This is a genomic window from Aureimonas sp. AU4 (assembly GCF_001463765.1).
Classification (GTDB): Bacteria; Pseudomonadota; Alphaproteobacteria; order Rhizobiales; family Rhizobiaceae; genus Aureimonas.
On the sequence record NZ_BBWK01000019.1, the window covers coordinates 41,590 to 61,888 of the forward strand.

Sequence of the window (20,299 nt, forward strand, 5' to 3'; positions counted from 1 at the left end):
GATGCGAGCGCCGCCCGAGGGGGCGGCGCCTCGTTTCCTCAGAAGTCGAAGTTGTTGATGTCGGCCTTGGTGAAGACCTTCGGGGCGCCGAGCAGGATCTGGCTCTGGTTGACGATCTGGAGCTCGCCGAGGCGGCCCGCCTTGAAGGTCTTGTCGCCGGGCTTCAGCGTCCCGTCCGCCACCGCGCGCATCGCCATGCCCGCCGCGTAGCCGAGGTCGACCGTCGACCACAGGATCGTCGACTTGATGCAGCCGCCGTTGACGTAGGGCTTCATCGCGTTGGGCAGCGCGAGCCCCACCACCGAGACCTTGTCGCACAGCTTGTTCTGCTGCACCGCCTCGGAGGCTGCCGGCGTCGCGACCGAGGTCATGCCGAGGATGCCCTTCAGGTCGTCGCCGTACTTGTTGATCAGGGTCTGGGCCTGGTTGAAGGACAGGATGTTGTCTTCCTGCGCCTCGACCGTCTCCAGGAACTTCAGCTTCGGGTGGCACTTGGCGGCATAGCCGCTCATCTCCGTGATCCAGCGCGCCTGGTTGGGCGTGGTGAAGGTGGAGGTGACGATGGCGAACGAGCCCTCCTCGCCGATCTCGGAGGCGAGCTGGTCGATCATCGCCTTGGCGACGCCGTTCGGCTCGGCCTGGTTGACGAACCACTGGCGGGCGTCGGCCTCGGCCTCGGCGTCGTAGCCGACGACGTTGATGCCCGCTTCCAGCGCGCGCTTCAGCACGGGGGCGATCGCCACCGGGTCGTTGGCGGCAAACAGGATGCCGTCGACGCCGGACGTGATGTAGTTGTCGATAAAGGTGATCTGCTCGTCGATATTGGCCTTGGTCGGACCGTCGGTCGTGACGGTCATGGAGCCGATCTCCTTGGCCGCTTCCTGGATGCCGGCCGCGGTGGAGGCGAAGTAGCCGACGCCGACGAGCTTCGGGATGTCGACGACGCGCAGCGGCTTGCCCTTGCGGTCGGGCGCGTTGGTCGGCATGCCGCCGTTGTATTCGCCGGGCGCGGCCGCCGACACCGAGGCGTCGCAGGCGAGCGGGTTGGCGGGCTGGTCGTCGCCGCCGGTCCAGGCGGTCTGCGCCATGGCGGGTGCGGTGAGAAGACTGGTTCCGACGAGGAATGCCAGAAGGGTGCGCATGGGGTCTTGTGTCCTCCCTGAGACAGTGACGTTTCGCTCGCGCGGCCCTCCCGGCCGCGCGCCGCCCTTCAGTCGCCGGAATAGCGACTGAGGAAGTTCGAGATCAGCACGGCGGCGATCAGCACCGCGCCGATGATGACGATGGTGCCGTCGCCGCGCACGCCCGACAAGGCGAGGCCGTTCTTGAGCACCTGGACGAGGCAGAGGCCGAGAAGCGTACCCACCACGAGGCCGCGCCCGCCGAAGATCGAGGTACCACCAAGGACCACGGCGGTGATGACGTCGAGCTCGATGCCCGAGCCCATGTCGGAGCGCGTGGTCGAGACGCGGCTGACGAAGACGAGCGCCGCCAGCGCCGACATGAAGCCCGACGCCGAGTAGATCAGGAGCTTGGTGCGCGTGACGTCGATGCCGGAGAACTCGGCGCCCCGCTCGTTGTTGCCGATGGCGTAGGTCGCCCGGCCGAAGGCGGTGAAGCGCAGGATGAAGAAGCCGAGAAGCGCGGTGGCCAGAAGCAGCCAGAGCTGCGTGGGAACGCCGAAGACGCTGCCCTGGCCCAGCGTGAAGAACCACGTGGGATAGCCGCGGATCGACTGCGCCTGGCTGATGCCCTCGGCAAGCCCCCGGTAGAGCGCGAGGGTCGCGAGCGTCGCGATCAGCGGCGGCACGCGGAAGCGCGTGATGATGACGCCGTTCACGAAGCCGGCCAGCGTGCCGACCACGAGGCACAGCGCCATGGCGAGCGGCAGCGGCAGGCCGAGCGTCTTCCAGAAGACGCCGACCAGGATGGCGCAGAGCCCGAGGATCGAGCCGACCGACAGGTCGATGCCGCCGGTCACGATGACGAAGGTCATCACCACGGCGATGAGCCCGACCTCGGTCATCAGCCGGCCCTGATTCAGAAGGTTGGCGCCGGTGAAGAAGCGGTCGTTGTTGAAGGCGAGGATCGCGAGCGCGACCGCGAGGATGAGGGCCAGAAGCGTCTCGTGGCGCAGCATGGAGCGCAGGGTCATGGGTCTCTCCCCTCTCAGCCGGTTCGCCCGCGCCGCGCCATGTCGATGAGCACGGTGCCGAGGATGAGGACGCCCTGGACGGCGCGTAGCCAGTAGGCCGAGACGTTGAGGAAGATCAGCGAGGAGCCGATCGCCGCGAACAGGATCGCAGCGAGCGCCGCGCCCGTCACGGTTCCGATGCCGCCCAGGATCGACACGCCGCCCACCACGGCGGCCGTGATGATCAGGAGCTCCAGCCCGTTCGGCACGGTGGACTGGATGACCTGGAGCTGCGTGGCGAAGAGGATCGCGGCGACGCCCGCGATCAGCCCGTGGATCGCGAAGACCTTCACGATCGTCCGCTTGTAGGGAATGCCCTCGGCCTCGGCCGCCTCGCCGTTGCCGCCCACCGCGTAGATCGATCGCCCGAAGGCGGTGTTGCGCAGGAGAAAGGCCGCGACCGCCGTCATGCCCACCATGAACCACACCGGCGAGGGAACGCCGAGGAGGCGGAACTGGGCGAGCTGGAACTCGGGCGGAAGACCCGAGATCCAGGCGCCGCCGGTCGCCGTGATCAGCCCGCCGCGCAGGATCGACAGGACGGCGAGCGTCGCGATGATCGAGGGGACCTTGAGATAGGCGATCACGGCGCCGAGCCCGGCGTTCCAGAGGCCGCCGATCAGGACCGGCAGGAGCCAGGCCACCCAGACCGGATAGCCGTTGGTGACGAGCAGCCCCGATATCGTGGCGAGCACGCCGATCAGGGCGCCGACCGAGACGTCGATATGGCCGGAGATGATGACCATCGACATGCCGATCGCGGCCACCGCCACATAGGCGTTGCCCACGAAGATCGAGGTCAGGTTGTTGGGTGAGACGAAGCGCGGATTGAGCCATCCGACCACGAGGAAGATCGCAAGGATGGCGAAGAGGAGCAGGAGCTCCTGACCCGAGCCCGCGAGGCGTCGGGCGAGCGAGGGCCCGTTCATGCCGCGTGCCCCGTCATCATGGCGGCACCCACCGTCTCGGGCGTGGCATCGACGCGGTCGAGGACCGTCGAGACGCGTCCCCCGTTCATCACGAGCACCCGGTCGCTCATGCCGAGCACCTCGGGCAGCTCGCTCGATATCATCACGATGGCGAGCCCCTGGGCCGCGAGCTGGTTCATGAGCTTGTGGATCTCGGTCTTGGCGCCGACGTCGACGCCGCGCGTCGGCTCGTCGAGGATCAGGATGCGCGGGTCGGTGGCGAGCCACTTGGCGATCACGACCTTCTGCTGGTTGCCGCCCGAGAGCTGGGCGACGACCTGGCCGGGGCCCCGCGCCCGGATGGCGAAGCGGCGGATGGCATCCTCTGCGAGCTCGCGCTCGCGCGTCGTGTCCACCACGCTGCGCCGCGTCAGTCGGTCGAGGATCGCCATGGAGACGTTCTCGCGGATCGACTGCGGCCGCACGAGGCCGTGCTGGGCGCGGTCCTCGGGCACGTAGGCGATGCGATGGTCGATCGCCTCCCTCACGCTGCCGACCGAGACGGGCTTGCCGTCGATCAGAATCTCGCCAGAGGTCGCGGGCGTCACGCCGAAGATCGTCTGGGCAAGCTCGGTGCGGCCCGAGCCGACGAGCCCGGCGATGCCGAGGATCTCGCCGGCCCGGACGCTGAACGAAATGTCGCGAACCTTGGCGCCATGCGTCAGCCCTCGCACCTCGAGGACGGTGTCGCCGACGGGCACGGCCTCCTTGGGGAAGAGCTGATCGATGTCGCGGCCCACCATCATCGACACGAGGCTCGCCTCGCTCACCTCGGCCGTCGGGCGCGTGTCGATGGTGCGCCCGTCTCGCAGCACCGTGACGCGATCCGAGATCTCGAAGATCTCGTTCATGCGGTGGCTGACATAGACGATGCCGACGCCTTGCGCGCGGAGCGAGCGCACGACGTCGAGAAGGCGGCGCACGTCGGCCTCGGCGAGGGCTGCGGTCGGCTCGTCCATGATCAGGACGCGCGCATCGCGCGACAGGGCGCGCGCGATCTCGACGCGCTGCCGGTTGGCGACCGACAGGCGCGAGACCGTCTCGTCGACGTCGAGCTCGGGACAGTCGAGCCGGTCGAGGAGGGCTCTGGCGCGACGGCGCATCTCGCCCCAGTCGAGAAGGTCGCCGCCCCGGCGCGGCGCATGGCCGAGGAAGATGTTCTCGGCCACCGTCATGGCGGGAAAGAGCAGGAGTTCCTGGTGCACCACGGCGATGCCCGCCGCCTTGGCGTCGGCGGGGGTGGAGAGGCGCGTCGGCGCACCGTCGATCTCGACCGTTCCCCGGTTGGGCTGGTGGGCGCCCGACATGAGGCGGATCATCGTGGACTTGCCGGCCCCGTTCTCGCCCATCAGGGCGTGGACCTCGCCGGGATAGAGGTCGAACTCGACCCCTTTCAGCACGGAGACCGGGCCGAAGGACTTCTCGATCCCGCGCAGCGCGACCAGCGGCACGCGCTCAGACGGCAAGGAAGCCTCCGTCGATCGGAAGCGTCGTGCCGGCGATCATGGCCGCCGCGTCGCTGAGGAGAAACAGGATCACCTCGGCGACGTCGCCGGTCTCGGCGAAGCGGCCGACCGGGGTGCGGGCGAGCATGGGTCCGCCCTTCTCCGGCGCCTCCCAGGCGACGCGGGCCAGATCCGTCAGCGTGATGCCGGGGGCGACCGAGTTGACGCGGATGCCGTGGGGACCGAGCTCGTTCGCCATGACGCGGGTCAGCCCGTCCATCGCCCCCTTCGAGGCGCAGTAGGCGGCGTGGTCGCGAAAGCCGAGGAAGGAGGAGATCGAGGAGACGTTGACGATGGCCCCCGGCTGCCCGCGCCGCACGAGATCGCGCGCGAAGACCTGCGAGACGATGGCCGCGGCGCGCACGTTCACGCCCTGGACGAGATCGAAGCTCTCGTCGCGCATCTCCAGGAAGGGCTCCAGGATGTTGATGCCCGCGCAGTTGACGAGAAGGTCGGCCGGCAGGGCCCGGCTCGCCGCCTCGCGCGTCCCGGCGGCGTCGGCGAGGTCAACGGCGATGCCCCGCGCGTCGATCGCCCGCTCCAGTGCGGCGAGATCCTCGGCCGAGCGCGACAGCGCGACGACGCTCGCGCCCCGTTCGGCCAGAAGTTCGGCGGTGCGCCGGCCTATCCCCTTGCCCGCGCCCGTGACGATCGCGGTCCTGCCCTCGAAACCCATTGCCATCCCCTCCCGGTCACTCCTCCCCTGAACCGTCTGCCCGCCCGCCTCAGTCGGGCAGGCGATAGAAGCGACGAGCGTTGATGCCGAAGATCTTCTCCATGCCCTCCGGCCCGAAGCGGCGGCCGAGCAACGCACGCGCCGCGTTGGCGACCTCGCCGTAGGTCGCGGCGAGGGTCGCCACCGGCCAGTCGGACCCGAACAGGAGCCGGTCCTCGCCGAAGCAGGCGGCGACGTGGTCGACGTAAGGGGCTAGGTCCTCGAGCGCCCAGTCGCCCCGCGCCTCGGTCACCATGCCCGACACCTTGCAGGAGACGTTCGGGAAGGCGGCGATCGCGGCGATGTCGTCGCGCCAGGGATCGAGCGTCCCGTCCGCGATCGAGGGCTTGGAGAGATGGTCCACCACGGCGCGGAGCCCCGGCACCTCGTGGAGCGCTTCGGCGACGTGCGGCAGGTGGCGCGGAAAGGTCAGGATGTCGAAGGCGAGCCCGCTTTCGCTGACCCGCTTCAGGTTGTCGAGGACGCGCGGGCGCAGGATGAAGCGGTCGTCGTCCAGGTCCTGCAGCATCGGCCGCAGGCCCAGGAAGTGCGGGTTGCGGCCGTAATGCGCGAGGCGCCCGACGAAGTCGTCCGCCTCCATGTCGAGCCAGCCAACGACGCCCGCGACGAAGGGGGTGCGCGCGGCGATGTCGAGGATGAAGTCGGTCTCGGCCTCGGTCGCCGCCGCCTGGACGATGATCGTGCGCCCGATGCCGGCGCGGCGCAGGAGCGGCTCGAGGTCACCCGGCATGAAGTCGCGCAGGAGCGGCTTCACATGCTCGCCCATCCAGCCGTAGTCGCCGCGCGAGACGCGCCAGAAATGCTGGTGGCTGTCGATCGTGGAAGGCTCGGCCGGGGCGCTCACGGGCGGAACGCTCCCGCGTGCCGGTGCCGCGAAAGCCTTGCCGTCCCCGCTTGGGCGGAGGCGGGACACACGGCGCCGGGCGGCGGATCGATGGTCTTCAGCATGGCATGTTCCCAGACGCGATCCCGACTCAGGCCGAGGGGATCAGACCCTTGTTTTCGAGGCTGGTCCAGAGGGCATCGGGAATGGGCTGCTCGAACCACTCGACGTTCTGGCGGACCTGCGCGGCGCTCCGGGCGCCGATCACCACGTTGCCGGTGGCCGGATGGCGCATCGGGAACTGGATGGCGGCGGCCGCGAGCGGCACGCCATGCTCGGCGCAGGCTGCCTCCAGCGCTTCGGCCTTCGCGACGATCTCGGCCGGCGCGTCGACGTAGTTGTATTTCTTGCGGCCCGAGGACGAGGCAAGGATGCCGGAGTTGAAGACGCCGCCGACCACCAGCGCCACGTCCCGCTCGAGAGCCTTGGGCAAGAGCGCGTCCGTGGCCGACCCGTCCAGCAGCGTATAGCGGCCGGCCAGCAGGCAGACGTCGAGGTCGGCCTCTTCCATCGCGTCGAGGATGGCCTGGTTCTCGTTGACGCCGAGGCCGAAGCCCGCGATGAGCCCCGCCGCGCGCAGCTCCTCCAGCGCCCGGAAGCCGCCGCCCTTCGTCAAGGCGTTCCAGTGATGGTCGTGGAGCGCGCCGTGGGTGACGCGGCCGATGTCGTGGACGAAGAGGATGTCGAGTTTGGACAGCCCCGTCCGCTGCCGCGAGTCGTCGTAGGAGCGCAGGATCGCGTCGCGGGAGTAGTCGAAGACCTCCCGGAAGGAGAGGCCGTTGTGCCAGCCCGAATCGAACTCGTTCTTCGGGGGCTCGGGCGGCAGCGTGCGGCCCGGCCGCTCGAAGGTCATGAGGCGGCCGACCTTGGTGGAGACGGCGAAGGACGACGGGTCCTCCTCGCGCAGCAAGCCGCCCGTCAGGTGCTCGCAGCGCCCGAGCCCGTACATGGGCGCGGTGTCGAAATGGCGGATGCCCGCCTCCCAGGCGGCGTCGAGCGCGGCGCGCGCGTCGGCGAGCGCGACCGGCGCGTAGAGCCCGCCGAGCGGCGCGGTGCCCATGCCCAGCGCCGTCAGCTCGATGCCGGCGCGCTTCAGCGGTCGCTTGTCGGATGCCTTCATGGAGATACGGCCTTGCGAAGGGTTAAGCGGGAATCAACGGTCTCGGCCGATGTATCATGCCGACTGGCGCAGAAGCTCGCGATACTCCTCGCGGGTCGGCACGCGCGGGTTGGTACCGTGGCAATGGTCCTTCAGCGCCTCGCCCGAAACGCGTTCCATCATCGGCTCGGTGACGCCCATGGCCGTGAGGCCCGGCGGCAGGCCGATGCTTCTCGAAAGGTCGCAGATCACCCGGTCGGGCTCGCCGCCGAGGATCCCGGACAGGACCTCCCACTTCGCACCGATCGCCTCGCGGTTGAAGCGCAGGACGGCTGGCATGAGCACGGCGTTGAGAGTGCCGTGGTGAAGGTTCAGCTCGCGCAAGGCGCCCAGCGGATGGGTCAGGGCATGAACGGCGCCGAGCCCCTTCTGGAAGGCCATCGCGCCCTCCAGCGCGCACATCATCATGTCCCAGCGAGCTTGGCGGTTCGAGCCGTCGCGTACCGCCTCGCGGATCGCGCCCATGCCGCGCTTCAGGCCGTCGATCGCGATGGCGTCGGCCGGAGGGTTCACGGACGGGGCCATGAAGGTCTCGAGGCAGTGGGAGATGGCGTCCATGCCGGTGGCCGCCGTCAGGAAGGGCGGCAGGCCGTAGGTCAGTTCGGGATCGCACAGCGCGACGGTCGGCAGCATGTGGGGGCTGACGATGCCGAGCTTGCGCCCCTCCGCCGTGATGATCACGGCCGCGCGCCCCACCTCGGAGCCGGTGCCCGAGGTGGTGGGCACGGCGACGAGCGGGCAGATGCGAGAGTGGATCCTGGCGGCTCCGCCCTCCACCGCCGTGTATTGCGCAAGGGGCCCTTCGTGGCCTGTCAGGAGGCGCACGGCCTTGGCGAGATCGATCGACGAGCCGCCGCCAAGGCCCACGATGCCGTCGCACCCGTCCGCACCGTACTGGCGAAAGGCCGCATCGACGGCAGCCTCGGTCGGGTTGGCGGGCGTTTCGGAAAACACCGCCGGGCGCGCGGCGAAGAGGGCGAGCACGCGCTCCACGAGTCCGCTCGCCACGAGGCCCCGATCGGTGACGACGAGCGGGCGCGTCACGCCGAGCCCGGCGAGGATTTCGGGAAGCCGGGAGATTGCGCCCTCGTCGAACTCGATGCGGGTCAGGTACGTGATGAGGGCCATGGCGAGACGCTTTCGGATCGGCTTGTCTTGAGGGGCGCGGACGGTCGCCTGCGGGGCGTCGCCCGGAGCGTGGGGAGACCGTCGCGGCGGGAGACCCGCGCGTTCGGCATCGTCGATTTCCGGGGGTCTGATCGGGTCGCCGAGCGGTCCATGCCCCGTCTCGACCTCGAGCTGGCGGCCTCCCCTCCGCCTTGTCGCAACACGTATCGAATCCCGGCTGACATCGTCAACCGATATATGAGTTTGGCGAACACTCGTTGTGTCAGATCCGCACTGCAAGCATCCGACTGTTGGCGCGCCTGATCATCAGGTCACCGTCCAAGGCCGAACAGATATATGAGGCGTGATGGCTATACGCGTGTCCGGCCCGGCCCGACGCCCGGCTCTCACCACGAAAACGGGACGATGGCCTCGGGTGCGATATGGCGGACGTCGGTGGCGGTTCTCGACCCGTATCCCCGGCACGAACGGCGGGGCCCGGAACGTCGGCAACCGCCGCGTCGCCGACGCCTCGCCCCGAACCCGTTGCCGACCGTCGATGCGCGCTGCCGAGCTGTTCTCGCGGCACCGGCGATCTGCTTTGCGACGTTCAGGCCCGTCGCGCGCGGTGCCCGATCCCGCGCCGCGCGGCGCGCCGGCCAAGGCTTCGCGTCTGCGCCGTGCCCGTCAGCCTCGGTCGCCCCGATGGCGGATCGCGACGTCGATCGCCGAGCTCGGTACATCGAGCCGGTGCCGGATCACGGCGTAGGAGCAGCCCTCGTCGAGCATCGAGACGATGAGATGCTGCTCGTGCGCGCTCCGGCCGCGACCGTTGCTCCGGACGCCGAAGGGGCGGAGGGACAAGCCAAGGAAGTGACGGAGCATGACGGGCCTTGGATGGTTCGCGTGAGGCGGCTCCATGCCTGAGCCCCATGACAACGCGATGAAGGCCGCCCCGTCGGCGGGACCGTCAGGACGCTCGCATGCGCCGCTCGCCCGTTTCCCGCAGGAGCTCCGACAGGCCGATCCGCCCGCGATCATGGGCGCAGAGCATCAGGAGGTTCGCGTGGCGAAAGCGCGGGTCGCCCGTCACCTCCCGGCCGGCCCAGGGCGGCAGCGTGATCGCCTGCGTCTCGCTCTCGAGCTCGACCTCGGCCCAGACGAGCCCGGAGAGCGGCCCCTGAAAGACGTCCACCTCCCATTCATGGCCCGCATGAGGCACGAGGAAGCGAGTCTTTTCGATCATCGAGCCGCTGCAGACATTGGCGAACATGTGCTCGGCATCGGCGACCGGGATCTCGTACTCGAACTCGGTTCGGCTGATGCCCGATCGCGCGCCCTTCACGGTCAGCCAGGCCCGATCGCCGTCGAGCCTCACGCGCACCTTGCCGTTGGCCCCCTGGCTGACGAGGCCGTCGCGCAAGGCCCTGCGGCTCGTCGCCCCTTCGCGCCATCCGGTGCCCGTGACCAGGAACTTGCGCTCGATTTCCAAATGCATTCCGCCATCGTCTCCGTACCGGCCGAAATGCCGAAAGTCGGCCTGCGTCTTTAACACGGGACGGAACGGTCCGGGGAGTCTCCCCTCCTCTAGTCCGTCGCCGCCGCCGACCCCAACGCGTCGGGTGGGCGCCTGATCCAAACCCGCGAGCGAAATTGCGCCACGCTTCGCCCTGCGCCGACCCGACGAGGGGTGGCCTTCTTTCCGGTGGATCCGGTCTCGCGCGCTGGTGAGTTGACAAAGCTCGTGGGCTCCATCAACCTTGCTAATACGTTTTAGCAATGCTGCAGCGCGAAATGATGAAGCCGAGACCCCGATCCGTGACGAAGCGAGCGCCGACCAGCGCTGACGTCGCGCGTCTAGCCGGCGTATCGCAGACGACGGTCTCGCAGGTCCTGAACGGCAAGGCGGGCGTCACGCGCATCTCGCCCGATACGCGCGACAAGGTCATCGAGGCGGCCCGGCAGCTTGGCTACACCCCGAACCACGCCGCCCGCAGCTTGCGCGAGCGCCGCACGAAGCTGATCGCACTGATTCTGCCGACCATCGACAATCCCTATTTCTCGGACGTCGTGAACGCCGCGCAGGAGGCCGCGCGCGAAAGCGGCTACGCCGTCGCCGTCATTCCGATCCGGGCCGGCGAGGAATTTCGTGTCTCCAGCCTCCTTCAAGGCGCCGCTTGCGACGGCATCATCGTGGCCGGTCACGACAACTGCTCGTCCCCGGAGTTGAATCTCCTGCGCGCCCGCGGGCTGGCGGTCGCCGTCCTGCAGGAGGAGAGCCCCGATCCGGCGATCAGCTCGATCAGCGTGGACCTGGCGGAGGGCGGATACCTCGCCACGCGCCATCTCGTCGGCCTCGGGCACCGCCGCATCGGCCACGTGACGGAGCGGCTGCGGCCTGCCGCCGAAGGGCGCAGCCGCATGGACGGCTACCGGCGGGCGCTGGAAGAGGCGGGAATTCCCTTCGACGGCGATCTCGTCGTGGTCACCGAGAACTCGATGGGAGGCGGCGCGGCGGCCCTCGACAGGCTGCTGCTGGCGGGGGGCGAGCGTCCCACCGCGGCCTTCGTCTACAACGACCAGCTCGCGGTCGGCGTCCTGTCCCAACTCCGCGCGAGAGGGCTCCGCGTGCCCGGCGACTTCGCCGTCGTGGGCTTCGACGGCTTGGCGATCGGCGCCTTCACGGCGCCTCCGTTGACCACGGTCGACAGCCCGCGCGGCGCGCTCGGGCGCCTGGCCGCGCAGACGCTGATCCGCGCGATCGAAGAGGGCGCCGCCGTCGGCGAGGCCCATCGCCTGCCCGTGCGCCTCATGGTGCGCGGCTCCTGCGGGGCGCTGGAGCATCCCGCCCCTTGAGACGACGCAAGGGCCCGCCGGGGGGAAGCGGCGGCCCCGACCCTTTTCATCTGAACGCTTCGGGAGGAAGCCCATGACACGATTGATCGATCGACGCAGCATCCTGAAATCCAGCCTGGCGCTGGGCGCCGGCCTCGCCACGGGGGGCCTGGCCCGTCCGGCGCTCGCGCAGAGCCGCGAGATGACGTTCGCGGTCTGGGGCAGCGACGCCGAGGTCGCAGCCTACAATGCGGTGATCGCAAAATATCAGGCCGCCAATCCCGGCACGACGATCCGCCTCGACGTCATGCCCTTCGCCCAGTTCTACCAGCAGGTCGACACGCGGCTCGCCGGTCGCCAGGCCCCCGACCTCTTCCGCGTCACCTACCAGCAGGTCGGCCGCTACGCCTCCGGCAAGGCCGCCGTGGACCTCAGCCCCTATCTGGAGGCCAACACGGGCGAGTCCTTCACGCCCGCGGTCTGGAGCGCGGTCTCGGTGAACGGCGCGCACTTCGCGCTGCCTCACCACACCGATACGTTCGCGCTCTACTACAATGCGGACATGCTGGATCAGGCGGGCATCGCGCTGCCGACGTCGCTGGACGACGCCTGGACCTGGGAACGGTTCATCGAGAACGCCAAGGCGCTGAAGGAGAAGCAGCTCGGCTCCTACCCCTTCGCCATGAGCTGGCAGAACGGCGCGGTGCACCGCTGGCTGGTCTATCTCTACCAGCACGGCGGCAAGCTCCTGAGCGACGACCTCTCGGCCTCCGCGATCCAGGAGCCCGCGGGCATCGAGACGATCCGCTGGACGCAGAGCTGGTTCCAGGACGGGCTCGTGCCGCCCTCGACCTCGCTCAAGAGCTCGGAGCGCATCCAGAACCTCTTCGTGAACGGCACCATCCCGATGATGCTGAACGGAAACTGGCAGATCCCCTTCGTCCAGGCGCAGGCGAGCCGCTTCAAGTGGGGCGTCACGTATCTGCCGCGCGACAAGGCGATGGCGGACGATCTCGGCGGAACCTGCGTCGCGGTCTCGCGCGACGCCAAGGACCCGGCGGCGGCGGCGGCCTTCCTGCGCTTTCTGACCGACGAGGCGAACATGCGCGACTTCGTCAACGAGGCGCAGTTCCTGCCCGTGCGCCGCCAGCTGGTGGATGCGGGCATCGACTACAAGCTGCGCCCCGACGAGATGCGCGTCTTCGTGGAGATGACGAAGACCATCCCCGAGCACCTCGTGCGCACCGTCACGCTGCCGACCTGGGGGCGCTTCAACCCGCGCTTTGCCGATCAGCTCGACCTTGCCTTCACGTCGGGCCAGTCGCCCGAACAAACGGCCGAGACCATCGCGGCCGACGCAGGCCGCATCCTCGTCGCCTGATCCCAAGAGCCGTCCGCGCAAACGACCGGAGGAAGGACCGCTCCATGACGCAAGCCACGACACTCGACATGGAGCGGGCCGGAACCCGCACCACCGGACGCCAAGGCGTCCGGTGGCAACGCTTCAAGGCGCGCGCGACGCCTTACGTCTTCATCGCGCCGAACCTCGTCCTGTTCAGCGTCTTCATCTTCTTTCCGCTGTTCTACGCCTTCTTCATCAGCTTCCACGAGTGGTCGCTGATCGACACGCCGCTCTACACCGGCACCGAGAACTACGAGCGCCTCCTGAGCGACCGGCAGTTCTGGCAGGCGCTCGGCAACACGGTGCTCTACTCGCTCGCCACCGTGCCGACGAGCCTTGCGATCGGCCTGGGCGTCGCAATCGGGCTCAACCGCGAGCTGTTCGCCCGGACGCTCCTGCGCAGCGCCTTCTTCCTGCCCGTGGTGATTTCCAGCGTCGCGACCGCCGTGATCGCGGCGTGGCTGTTCAACGACAACTACGGCGTCATCAACGCCATCCTCGGCCATCTCGGCATCCGCCCCGTCGCCTGGCTCTCCACCACGCAATGGGCCCTGCCCTCGATCATCATCACCACGCTGTGGACGCGCATCGGCTTCTGCATGGTGGTGTATCTCGCGGCTCTCCAGTCGATCTCGCCCAGCTACTACGAGGCAGCCCGCATCGACGGCGCGACGCGCTGGCAGCAGTTCCGCTACGTCACGTGGCCGCTCCTGCGCCCGACCACGTTCCTGCTCCTGATCCTCAACGTCATCCATTCCTTCCAGGTCTTCGACCTGATCTTCGTGATGACCGGCGGTGGACCGGGCTTCTCCACGACGATGCTCGTCCAGTACATCTACCAGGCCGCCTTCGTGACCTCGGAGATGGGCTACGCCAGCGCCATGGGTGTCGTGCTCTTCGCCCTCGTGCTCGTCTTCACGCTGATCCAGTGGCGCGTGAACCGCCGCACCGAGCAGTTCATCTGAGGAGCGCCCCATGATCGTCTCGAACGCAAGTCCGCTCACGCGCCGCGCCGAGCGCTTCGGCCTCTGGCTCCTGCTCGCGGCCGGCGCCCTCGTCATGCTCTTCCCGGTCTACTGGATGTTCGCGACCGCGATCCGTCCGGCCGACGAGATCTTCTCGGGCGAAACGAGCTTGGCTCCCACCGGCTGGGTCTGGGTGAACTTCCGCGCCGCCCTCGACGCCATGCCCTTCCTCCACTGGGCCTGGAACTCCACGGTGATCGCGGTGGTCGCCGTCGCCATCACGGTGAGCCTCAATCTCCTGTGCGGCTACGCCTTTGCGAAGTTCCGCTTCGCAGGCCGCGACCTCCTCTTCATCGCGGTGATCAGCGCGCTGATGATCCCGATCCAGGTCATCATCGTCCCGCTCTTCCTGCTTCTCGCCGACATCAACCTCCTGAACAGCTACTGGGGCGTGATCCTGCCGCGCGCGGCCGAGGCCTTCGGCATCTTCATGGTGCGCCAGTTCATGCTGGGCATTCCGGACGAGCTTCTGGAGGCGGCGCGCCTCGACGGGGCGACCGAGTTCCAGATCTTTCGCCGCATCGTCCTGCCGCTGTCGAAGCCGATCATCGCGGTCCTGATCATCTTCACCTTCATGTGGCGCTGGAACGACTTCGTCCTGCCGCTGATCGTCCTGACCGACCAGGACATGTACACGGTGCAGCTCGGGCTGAACCTCCTGAAGGGTCAGTACAACGTCGAGTGGACGAGCATCATGTCGATCGCCCTCCTCTCTCTCGTGCCCATGCTCGTGATCTTCGCCTTCTTCCAGCGCCAGCTCATCCAAGGCATCGCCGGCACCGGCCTGAAATAATCCTCAGCATCGCATACGAAGGAAAATCCCATGTTCAAGGTCACCATGATCGGCGCGGGCAGCGTCGTGTTCGTCAAGAACCTCCTCACCGACATCCTCGACTTCGACCAGCTGCGCGAGGTCACGATCTCGCTTCACGACATCGATGCCGAGCGCCTCGAGACCGCCGGCATGATGGCGCGCTGGACCGCAGCGCAGTTCAAGGCGAACCCGGTGATCGAACTCCACGCCGACCGGCGCGCGGCGCTGGAAGGCGCCGACTTCGTGATCAACATGGTCCAGATCGGCATGCACGAGGCGACGCTGATCGACTTCGACATCCCCCGCAAGTACGGGCTGAAGCAGACCATCGCCGACACGCTCGGCATCGGCGGCATCTTCCGGGGCCTGCGCACCATCCCCTTCATGACGGCGCTCGTCGCCGACATGCGCGAGCTCTGCCCGGACGCGCTGCTGCTCAACTATACCAACCCGATGAGCATCCTGACGCAGGCCGTCTACGAGGCCTATCCCGAGCAGAAGGTCGTCGGACTCTGCCACAACATCCAGAACACGGCCAAGGAGCTGTCGACCTATCTCGGCGTGCCGGTGGAGAGCCTGTCCTACGACTGCGCCGGGGTGAACCACATGTGCTGGTTCATGAAGCTGCGCATCGGTGACGAGGACGCCTATCCCCGCCTGTGGGAGGCCTCGCGCGATCCCGAGATCGTGGCCAAGGACAAGGTGCGCTTCGAGCTGATGCGCGTCTTCGGGCGGTTCATCTCGGAATCCTCCGAGCACAACGCCGAGTACACGCCCCACTTCCTGCGCTCCGACAAGGAGATCGCGGACTACGACGTGCCCGTGGACGAGTACGTGCGCCGCTCCGAGCGCAACCTGCGCCGCTACGCCGAGACGCGGCGCAAGCTGCTCGCCAGCGAGGCCTTCCCGATCGAGCGCTCGGTCGAGTACGGCTCGCTGATCATCCACGCCATGGTGACGGGCGAGGCGCGCGTGATCTACGGCAACGTGCGCAACACGGGCCTCATCACCAACCTGCCCGAGAACGCCTGCGTCGAGGTGCCGATCCTCGTCGACCGCAACGGCCTGCGCCCGGTGCATGTCGGCGAGCTGCCGCCCGAGCTCGCCGGCTACTGCGCGCCGCACGTCTTCGTGCAGGACCTCACGGTCAAGGCGGCGCTGGAGGGCGATGCCGAGCGCGTCCACCGCGCGGCCGTCCTCGACCGCAACACCGCGAGCGTCCTGTCGATCCGCGACATCCGCTCCATGGTGGACGAGATGATCGAGGCGCACGGCGACGCGATGCCCGCCGGCATCGCCCGCAAGCGCCGCGCCGCGGCGGCCTGAGACGCCTGGCAGATCCGGGCCGCCGCGACCGGCGGCCCGGCACGATGATCCAACGGGAGGAGAAACCAGCATGGCCGACGTCGCGATCCGGGACGTGCGCAAATCCTACGGCGCGGTGGCGACGATCCACGGCGTGTCGGTCGACATCAGCGACGGCGAGTTCGTGATCCTGGTCGGGCCGTCCGGCTGCGGGAAGTCGACGCTGCTGCGCATGCTCGCCGGGCTCGAGGAGATCACCGGAGGTGAGATGCGGATCGGCGGGCGCGTCGTCAACGACCTGCCGCCGAAAGACCGGGACATCGCCATGGTGTTCCAGAACTACGCGCTCTACCCGCACATGACGGTGGCCGAGAACATGGGCTTCTCGCTCATGCTGGCCAAGCTTTCCAAGGCGCAGATCCGCGAGAAGGTCGAGCGGGCGGCCAGGATCCTCAGCCTCGAGACGCTGCTCGACCGCTATCCGCGTCAGCTCTCGGGCGGCCAGCGCCAGCGCGTTGCCATGGGCCGCGCCATCGTGCGCGATCCGGCCGTGTTCCTGTTCGACGAGCCGCTGTCCAACCTCGACGCCAAGCTGCGCGTCCAGATGCGCACCGAGATCAAGGCGCTGCACCAGACGCTGGGCACGACCACGGTCTATGTGACCCACGACCAGATCGAGGCGATGACCATGGCCGACAAGATCGTGGTGATGCGCGACGGACGAATCGAGCAGGTCGGCGCCCCGCTCGACCTCTACGACCGCCCGGCGAACCTGTTCGTCGCCGGCTTCATCGGCTCGCCGGCCATGAACGTCGTGGAGGGCCGCGTCGAGGGGGCGGAGTTCGTCGCGCCCGGCCTGCGCCTGCCGCTACCCGCACAGGCCGCCGCCCTCGGCGACCGCGAGGCGCGCTACGGCATCCGGCCCGAGCACTTCCGCCTCGCAGCCGACGGGCTGCCGGCCGAGATCGTGGTGGTGGAGCCGACCGGCTCCGAGACGCAGGTCGTGGCGAAGCTCGGCGGGGCCACCGTTTCCTGTGTCTTCCGCGAGCGCATCACCGCGCGGCCCGGCGAGCGGATCGCGATCGCGCCCGAGGTCGAGCGCGTCCACCTCTTCGATGCGGTGAACGGCGAGAGGCTGGCCGCCTGGGGCGAGCCGGTCAGCGCTCGCCGCGCAGGAAGGGCTGCATCAGGGCCTGGGGCACGCGGGCGCGGCGCGCGGTGACGCAGAGCGCGGCGATCGACAGGAGGTAGGGCATCATCAGGAAGAGCTGGTAGGGCACGGCCTTGCCGATCACGGTCTGGAGCCGGAGCTGGTAGGCGTCGAACAGGGCGAAGAGCAGCGCGCCGACGACGGCCCGCCCCGGCCGCCACGCCGCGAAGACCACAAGCGCGATGGCGATCCAGCCGCGTCCCTGCACCATGGTCGGAAAGAAGCTGTTGAAGGCGGATAGCGTCAGGAACGCGCCGCCCATGCCCATCAGGGCGCTGCCCGCCACCACGGCGCCGATCCGAATTGCCACCGGGTCCAGCCCCTGCGCCTCCGCGGCATGCGGGTTCTCGCCGGTCAGGCGGATCGCAAGGCCGAGCGGCGTGCGCCCGAGGATCCAGGCGAGCAGCAGAGCCAGCGCCAGCGCCAGGTAGGTGGGCGTCGTCTGCGAGAAGAGCGCGGGCCCGACGAAGGGCAGGTCCGACAGGCCGGGCACCGCGACCGGCTGGAAGGGCTCGATCGTGGGCGGCGTCGACTGGAGCGGCACGACGAGGCGGAAGACGTAGTAGCTGAGGCTGGAGGCGAACAGCGTGATGCCGAGGCCGGTGACGTGCTGCGACAGGCCGAGCGGCACGGTCATGAGCGCGTGAAGGAGTCCGAAGGCGGCGCCCGACAGGGCGGCGGCGAGAAAGCCGACCCAAAGGTCCGCCCCGTTGAAGACCGCGAGCCAGCCCGCCATCGCCCCGAAGGTCATGATCCCCTCGATGCCGAGGTTGAGGACGCCCGCCCGCTCGCACAGAAGCGCGCCGAGGGTCGCGAAGACGAGCGGCGTCGCGATGCGCAACACCGCCGCCCAGAGACCCGCGGAGGCGAGGATGTCGAGAGAAGCGCTCACCTGAGGCGGACCCGGAAGTTGACGAGAAGAAGGGCGACGAGCATGGCGAGGAGCGACAGCGACACGGTGACGTCGGCGATGAAGCTCGGCACGCCGAGCGCCCGGCTCATGGAATCGGCGCCGACGAACATGGCCGCAGCAAACAGCGCCGCGGCCACGGCGCCGAGCGGCTGGAGGTTGGCGAGCATGGCGACGACGATGCCGCTGTAGCCGTAGCCGGGCGAAAGGTCCGTGGTGACGTAGCGGCGCACGCCCGTCACCTCGACCGCGCCGGCCAGCCCCGCGAGCCCGCCCGACACGAGCGCGGCCAGGAGAAGCGTGCGCACGAGCGGCACGCCGGCAAAGCGCGCGGCGCCCGGGTTGAGACCGGCGGCCCGCACCTCCAGCCCGAACACGGTGCGGCTCATCACGACGTGGACGAGCATCGCCGCCCCGACCGCCAGCGCGAGGCCGAAGTGAAGGCGCGAGCGGGCAAGCAGCTTCGGCAGCATGGCATCGGAGACGACCGGCACCGACTGCGGCCAGCCGAAGGCCATGGGATCGCGCAACGGCCCCTCGATCATCATCGAGACGAAGAGGATCACGACGAAGTTGAGAAGAAGCGTCGTCACGACCTCGTCAACGCCGAAGCGCAGGCGCAGGAGGAGCGGGCCGATCAGGAGCAGGGCGCCGGCCAGCGCCCCGGCCAACATCAGCGCGGGGATCAGGGCGGGCGCCGGAAGCCCCGCGAGGAGACCGCTGCCCGAGCCCAGCGCGGCCACCACCAGCGCGCCGGCATAGAGCTGGCCTTCCGCGCCGATGTTCCAGATGCGCGCGCGAAACGCCACCGCGACGGCGAGGCCCGTCAGGATCAGCGGGGCGGCGCGCGTCAGCGTCTCGGTCGCGGCGAGGCGCGAGCCGAAGGCGCCGAGCGCGATGCGCCGGTAGGCGTCGAGAACCGGCGCGCCCGCCAGCGCCAGAAGCACGCCGGACAGGGCCAGCGCCACCGCCACCGCACCGAGCGGGGCGAGAAGGAGGAACAGGACGGGTCGATGCTCGCGGCGTTCGATGCGCATCAGGCCGCGTGCTCCCATTCACCGGCCATCATCAGGCCGAGCGCGCGCGCGTCGAGTTTCTCCGCCGGGACGCTGGGTCCCAAACGTCCCTTGTGGATCGCCTGGACGCGGTCGGACAGCGCCAGCACCTCGTCGAGATCCTCGGAGATGAGGATCACGGCGGCGCCCTGCCGGCGCGCCTCCAGGATCTCGCCGTGGACGGCGGCGATCGCGCCCTCGTCGAGGCCGCGCGTCGGCTGGGCGGCGACGAGTAGGCGCGGCACCCGGTCGAGGTTCCGGCCGAAGATGAGCTTCTGCATGTTGCCGCCCGAAAGGAGGCGCGTGCGGCTGTCGGGCGTGCCGCCGCGCAGGTCGAAGCGCCGGATCAGGTCTTGCGCGAAGCGCCGGGCAGCGCCCCGCCGCACGAAGCCGAGGCGCGAGAAGCGTGGCTCGCGCACGCGCTCCAGCACGGCGTTCTCCCAGATCGGCAGGTCGCCCACCGCCCCGTCCGCGTTGCGGTCCTCCGGGATGCGGCCGACGCCGGCCTCCACCAGCGCGCGGGCCCCGAGCCGTCCGGCGTCCTGCCCGAGGATGCGCAAGGTGCCGCGATCGGGCGCCGCCAGCCCCGACAGAAGGCGGGCGAGCGCCGCCTGCCCGTTGCCGGAGACGCCGATGATGCCGAGCGTCTCACCGGAGCGGGCCTCGAAGGAGACGTCCGCCAAGCGGCGCACGCCGCCCAGCGTCAGGTCGACGCCGCTGGCCTGAGCGACGAGGTCGCCGACGTCCGCGCCCTCGCGCTTCGGGCGCGCGACGCGGCGCCCGACCATGAGTTCGGCAAGCTCGTCCTTGGTGGTCTCGGCCGCGCGCCGTTCGGCGACGACGCGGCCCGCCCGCAGCACCACGATGCGGTCGGCCGCGCCCAGGACCTCGCCGAGCTTGTGCGAGATGAAGATCAGCGACAGGCCCTCGGCGGCCATGCGGCGCAGCGTCGCGAAGAGCCGCTCGCCCTCGCCTTGCGTCAGAACGGCGGTCGGCTCGTCGAGGATCAGGACGCGCGCGTCGTTGTAGAGCCCTTTCAGGATCTCGACGCGCTGGCGCTCGCCGACCGAGAGGTCGGCGACGCGCGCGTCCGGGTCGACCGCGAGGCCGAAGCGCTCCGAGAGCTCCGCGAGCTTGCGGCGGGCGGCCCCGCGCGCCGAGCGCAGGGACACGAGCCGCTCGGTTCCCGCC

General features: G+C 69.3%; 19 protein-coding genes. 6 read left to right on the plus strand and 13 right to left on the minus strand.

What is annotated here, in order from left to right; genetic code table 11:
• Positions 1–38: 38 nt before the first annotated feature.
• The 10 genes from AUL35_RS07200 to AUL35_RS07245 form a co-directional block, all read right to left on the minus strand.
• Positions 39–1,142: a substrate-binding domain-containing protein gene (locus tag AUL35_RS07200; RefSeq protein WP_062013505.1), complete on the minus strand. Its 1,104-nt coding sequence runs from the start codon at positions 1,140–1,142 to the stop codon at positions 39–41.
• Positions 1,143–1,210: 68 nt separating this feature from the next.
• The gene (locus AUL35_RS07205; RefSeq protein WP_062013507.1) at positions 1,211–2,155 is read right to left on the minus strand and encodes an ABC transporter permease; all 945 of its coding nucleotides are present in this window, start codon (positions 2,153–2,155) and stop codon (positions 1,211–1,213) included.
• 14 nt (positions 2,156–2,169) lie between these two features.
• Positions 2,170–3,123, minus strand: a complete 954-nt coding sequence (locus AUL35_RS07210; protein ID WP_062013509.1) for an ABC transporter permease — start codon at positions 3,121–3,123, stop codon at positions 2,170–2,172.
• Positions 3,120–4,628, minus strand: coding sequence for a sugar ABC transporter ATP-binding protein (locus tag AUL35_RS07215; protein WP_062013510.1), 1,509 nt, complete (start codon positions 4,626–4,628; stop codon positions 3,120–3,122). The genes AUL35_RS07210 and AUL35_RS07215 overlap by 4 nt, the downstream gene beginning before the upstream one ends.
• On the minus strand, positions 4,618–5,343 hold the full coding sequence (locus tag AUL35_RS07220; protein ID WP_062013512.1) for an SDR family oxidoreductase: 726 nt from the start codon (positions 5,341–5,343) through the stop codon (positions 4,618–4,620). Before AUL35_RS07220 ends, AUL35_RS07215 begins: the two co-directional genes overlap by 11 nt.
• Positions 5,344–5,392: 49 nt before the next feature.
• Positions 5,393–6,247, minus strand: a complete 855-nt coding sequence (locus tag AUL35_RS07225; RefSeq protein WP_082666174.1) for an amidohydrolase — start codon at positions 6,245–6,247, stop codon at positions 5,393–5,395.
• 130 nt (positions 6,248–6,377) lie between these two features.
• Positions 6,378–7,412 carry an aldo/keto reductase gene (locus AUL35_RS07230; RefSeq protein WP_062013514.1) on the minus strand — a complete coding sequence of 345 codons (1,035 nt, stop codon included), beginning with the start codon at positions 7,410–7,412 and terminating at the stop codon, positions 6,378–6,380.
• Between the two features lie 48 nt (positions 7,413–7,460).
• Entirely contained in the window at positions 7,461–8,573 is a 1,113-nt protein-coding gene (locus tag AUL35_RS07235; RefSeq protein ID WP_062013516.1) for an iron-containing alcohol dehydrogenase, read from the minus strand.
• Positions 8,574–9,239: 666 nt separating this feature from the next.
• Positions 9,240–9,437 carry a hypothetical protein gene (locus AUL35_RS07240; protein WP_062013518.1) on the minus strand — a complete coding sequence of 66 codons (198 nt, stop codon included), beginning with the start codon at positions 9,435–9,437 and terminating at the stop codon, positions 9,240–9,242.
• Positions 9,438–9,522: 85 nt separating this feature from the next.
• On the minus strand, positions 9,523–10,050 hold the full coding sequence (locus AUL35_RS07245) for a CYTH domain-containing protein (RefSeq protein ID WP_062013520.1): 528 nt from the start codon (positions 10,048–10,050) through the stop codon (positions 9,523–9,525).
• Between the two features lie 320 nt (positions 10,051–10,370).
• On the opposite strand from AUL35_RS07245, the gene AUL35_RS07250 reads away from it, so the two are divergent.
• The 6 genes from AUL35_RS07250 (at position 10,371) to AUL35_RS07275 (ending at position 17,155) form a co-directional block, all read left to right on the plus strand.
• Positions 10,371–11,408 carry a LacI family DNA-binding transcriptional regulator gene (locus AUL35_RS07250; RefSeq protein WP_192847063.1) on the plus strand — a complete coding sequence of 346 codons (1,038 nt, stop codon included), beginning with the start codon at positions 10,371–10,373 and terminating at the stop codon, positions 11,406–11,408.
• A 73-nt stretch (positions 11,409–11,481) separates the two neighbouring features.
• Positions 11,482–12,768, plus strand: coding sequence for a sugar ABC transporter substrate-binding protein (locus AUL35_RS07255; protein WP_082666175.1), 1,287 nt, complete (start codon positions 11,482–11,484; stop codon positions 12,766–12,768).
• Between the two features lie 44 nt (positions 12,769–12,812).
• Entirely contained in the window at positions 12,813–13,754 is a 942-nt protein-coding gene (locus AUL35_RS07260; protein ID WP_062013526.1) for a carbohydrate ABC transporter permease, read from the plus strand.
• 10 nt (positions 13,755–13,764) lie between these two features.
• Positions 13,765–14,607 (plus strand): carbohydrate ABC transporter permease, encoded by an 843-nt coding sequence (locus AUL35_RS07265; protein ID WP_062013528.1) that lies wholly within the window; start codon positions 13,765–13,767, stop codon positions 14,605–14,607.
• Between the two features lie 30 nt (positions 14,608–14,637).
• Complete coding sequence (locus AUL35_RS07270; RefSeq protein WP_062013530.1) at positions 14,638–15,954, plus strand: alpha-glucosidase/alpha-galactosidase; 1,317 nt, start codon at positions 14,638–14,640, stop codon at positions 15,952–15,954.
• A gap of 70 nt (positions 15,955–16,024) precedes the next feature.
• Complete coding sequence (locus AUL35_RS07275; protein WP_082666176.1) at positions 16,025–17,155, plus strand: ABC transporter ATP-binding protein; 1,131 nt, start codon at positions 16,025–16,027, stop codon at positions 17,153–17,155.
• Here the strand turns inward: AUL35_RS07275 and AUL35_RS07280 are convergent.
• The 3 genes from AUL35_RS07280 to AUL35_RS07290 all read right to left on the minus strand — a co-directional run.
• A complete protein-coding gene (locus AUL35_RS07280; RefSeq protein WP_062013531.1) occupies positions 17,091–18,035 on the minus strand; it encodes an ABC transporter permease in 945 nt (314 codons plus the stop codon). The genes AUL35_RS07275 and AUL35_RS07280 overlap by 65 nt on opposite strands.
• On the minus strand, positions 18,032–19,090 hold the full coding sequence (locus AUL35_RS07285) for an ABC transporter permease (RefSeq protein WP_062013536.1): 1,059 nt from the start codon (positions 19,088–19,090) through the stop codon (positions 18,032–18,034). The genes AUL35_RS07280 and AUL35_RS07285 overlap by 4 nt, the downstream gene beginning before the upstream one ends.
• A partial coding sequence (locus tag AUL35_RS07290; RefSeq protein ID WP_062013538.1) for an ABC transporter ATP-binding protein occupies positions 19,090–20,299 on the minus strand: 1,210 nt, incomplete at its 5' end. The genes AUL35_RS07285 and AUL35_RS07290, both read right to left, overlap by 1 nt.

Coding starts and splice junctions, on each gene's coding strand:
- AUL35_RS07285 (WP_062013536.1), bottom strand. CDS start 19,090: ATGCGCATCGAACGCCGCGAGCATCGACCCGTCCTGTTCCTCCTTCTC.
- AUL35_RS07200 (WP_062013505.1), bottom strand. CDS start 1,142: ATGCGCACCCTTCTGGCATTCCTCGTCGGAACCAGTCTTCTCACCGCA.
- AUL35_RS07220 (WP_062013512.1), bottom strand. CDS start 5,343: ATGGGTTTCGAGGGCAGGACCGCGATCGTCACGGGCGCGGGCAAGGGG.
- AUL35_RS07275 (WP_082666176.1), top strand. CDS start 16,025: ATGGCCGACGTCGCGATCCGGGACGTGCGCAAATCCTACGGCGCGGTG.
- AUL35_RS07255 (WP_082666175.1), top strand. CDS start 11,482: ATGACACGATTGATCGATCGACGCAGCATCCTGAAATCCAGCCTGGCG.
- AUL35_RS07260 (WP_062013526.1), top strand. CDS start 12,813: ATGACGCAAGCCACGACACTCGACATGGAGCGGGCCGGAACCCGCACC.
- AUL35_RS07205 (WP_062013507.1), bottom strand. CDS start 2,155: ATGACCCTGCGCTCCATGCTGCGCCACGAGACGCTTCTGGCCCTCATC.
- AUL35_RS07235 (WP_062013516.1), bottom strand. CDS start 8,573: ATGGCCCTCATCACGTACCTGACCCGCATCGAGTTCGACGAGGGCGCA.
- AUL35_RS07240 (WP_062013518.1), bottom strand. CDS start 9,437: ATGCTCCGTCACTTCCTTGGCTTGTCCCTCCGCCCCTTCGGCGTCCGG.
- AUL35_RS07270 (WP_062013530.1), top strand. CDS start 14,638: ATGTTCAAGGTCACCATGATCGGCGCGGGCAGCGTCGTGTTCGTCAAG.
- AUL35_RS07265 (WP_062013528.1), top strand. CDS start 13,765: ATGATCGTCTCGAACGCAAGTCCGCTCACGCGCCGCGCCGAGCGCTTC.
- AUL35_RS07245 (WP_062013520.1), bottom strand. CDS start 10,050: ATGCATTTGGAAATCGAGCGCAAGTTCCTGGTCACGGGCACCGGATGG.
- AUL35_RS07210 (WP_062013509.1), bottom strand. CDS start 3,123: ATGAACGGGCCCTCGCTCGCCCGACGCCTCGCGGGCTCGGGTCAGGAG.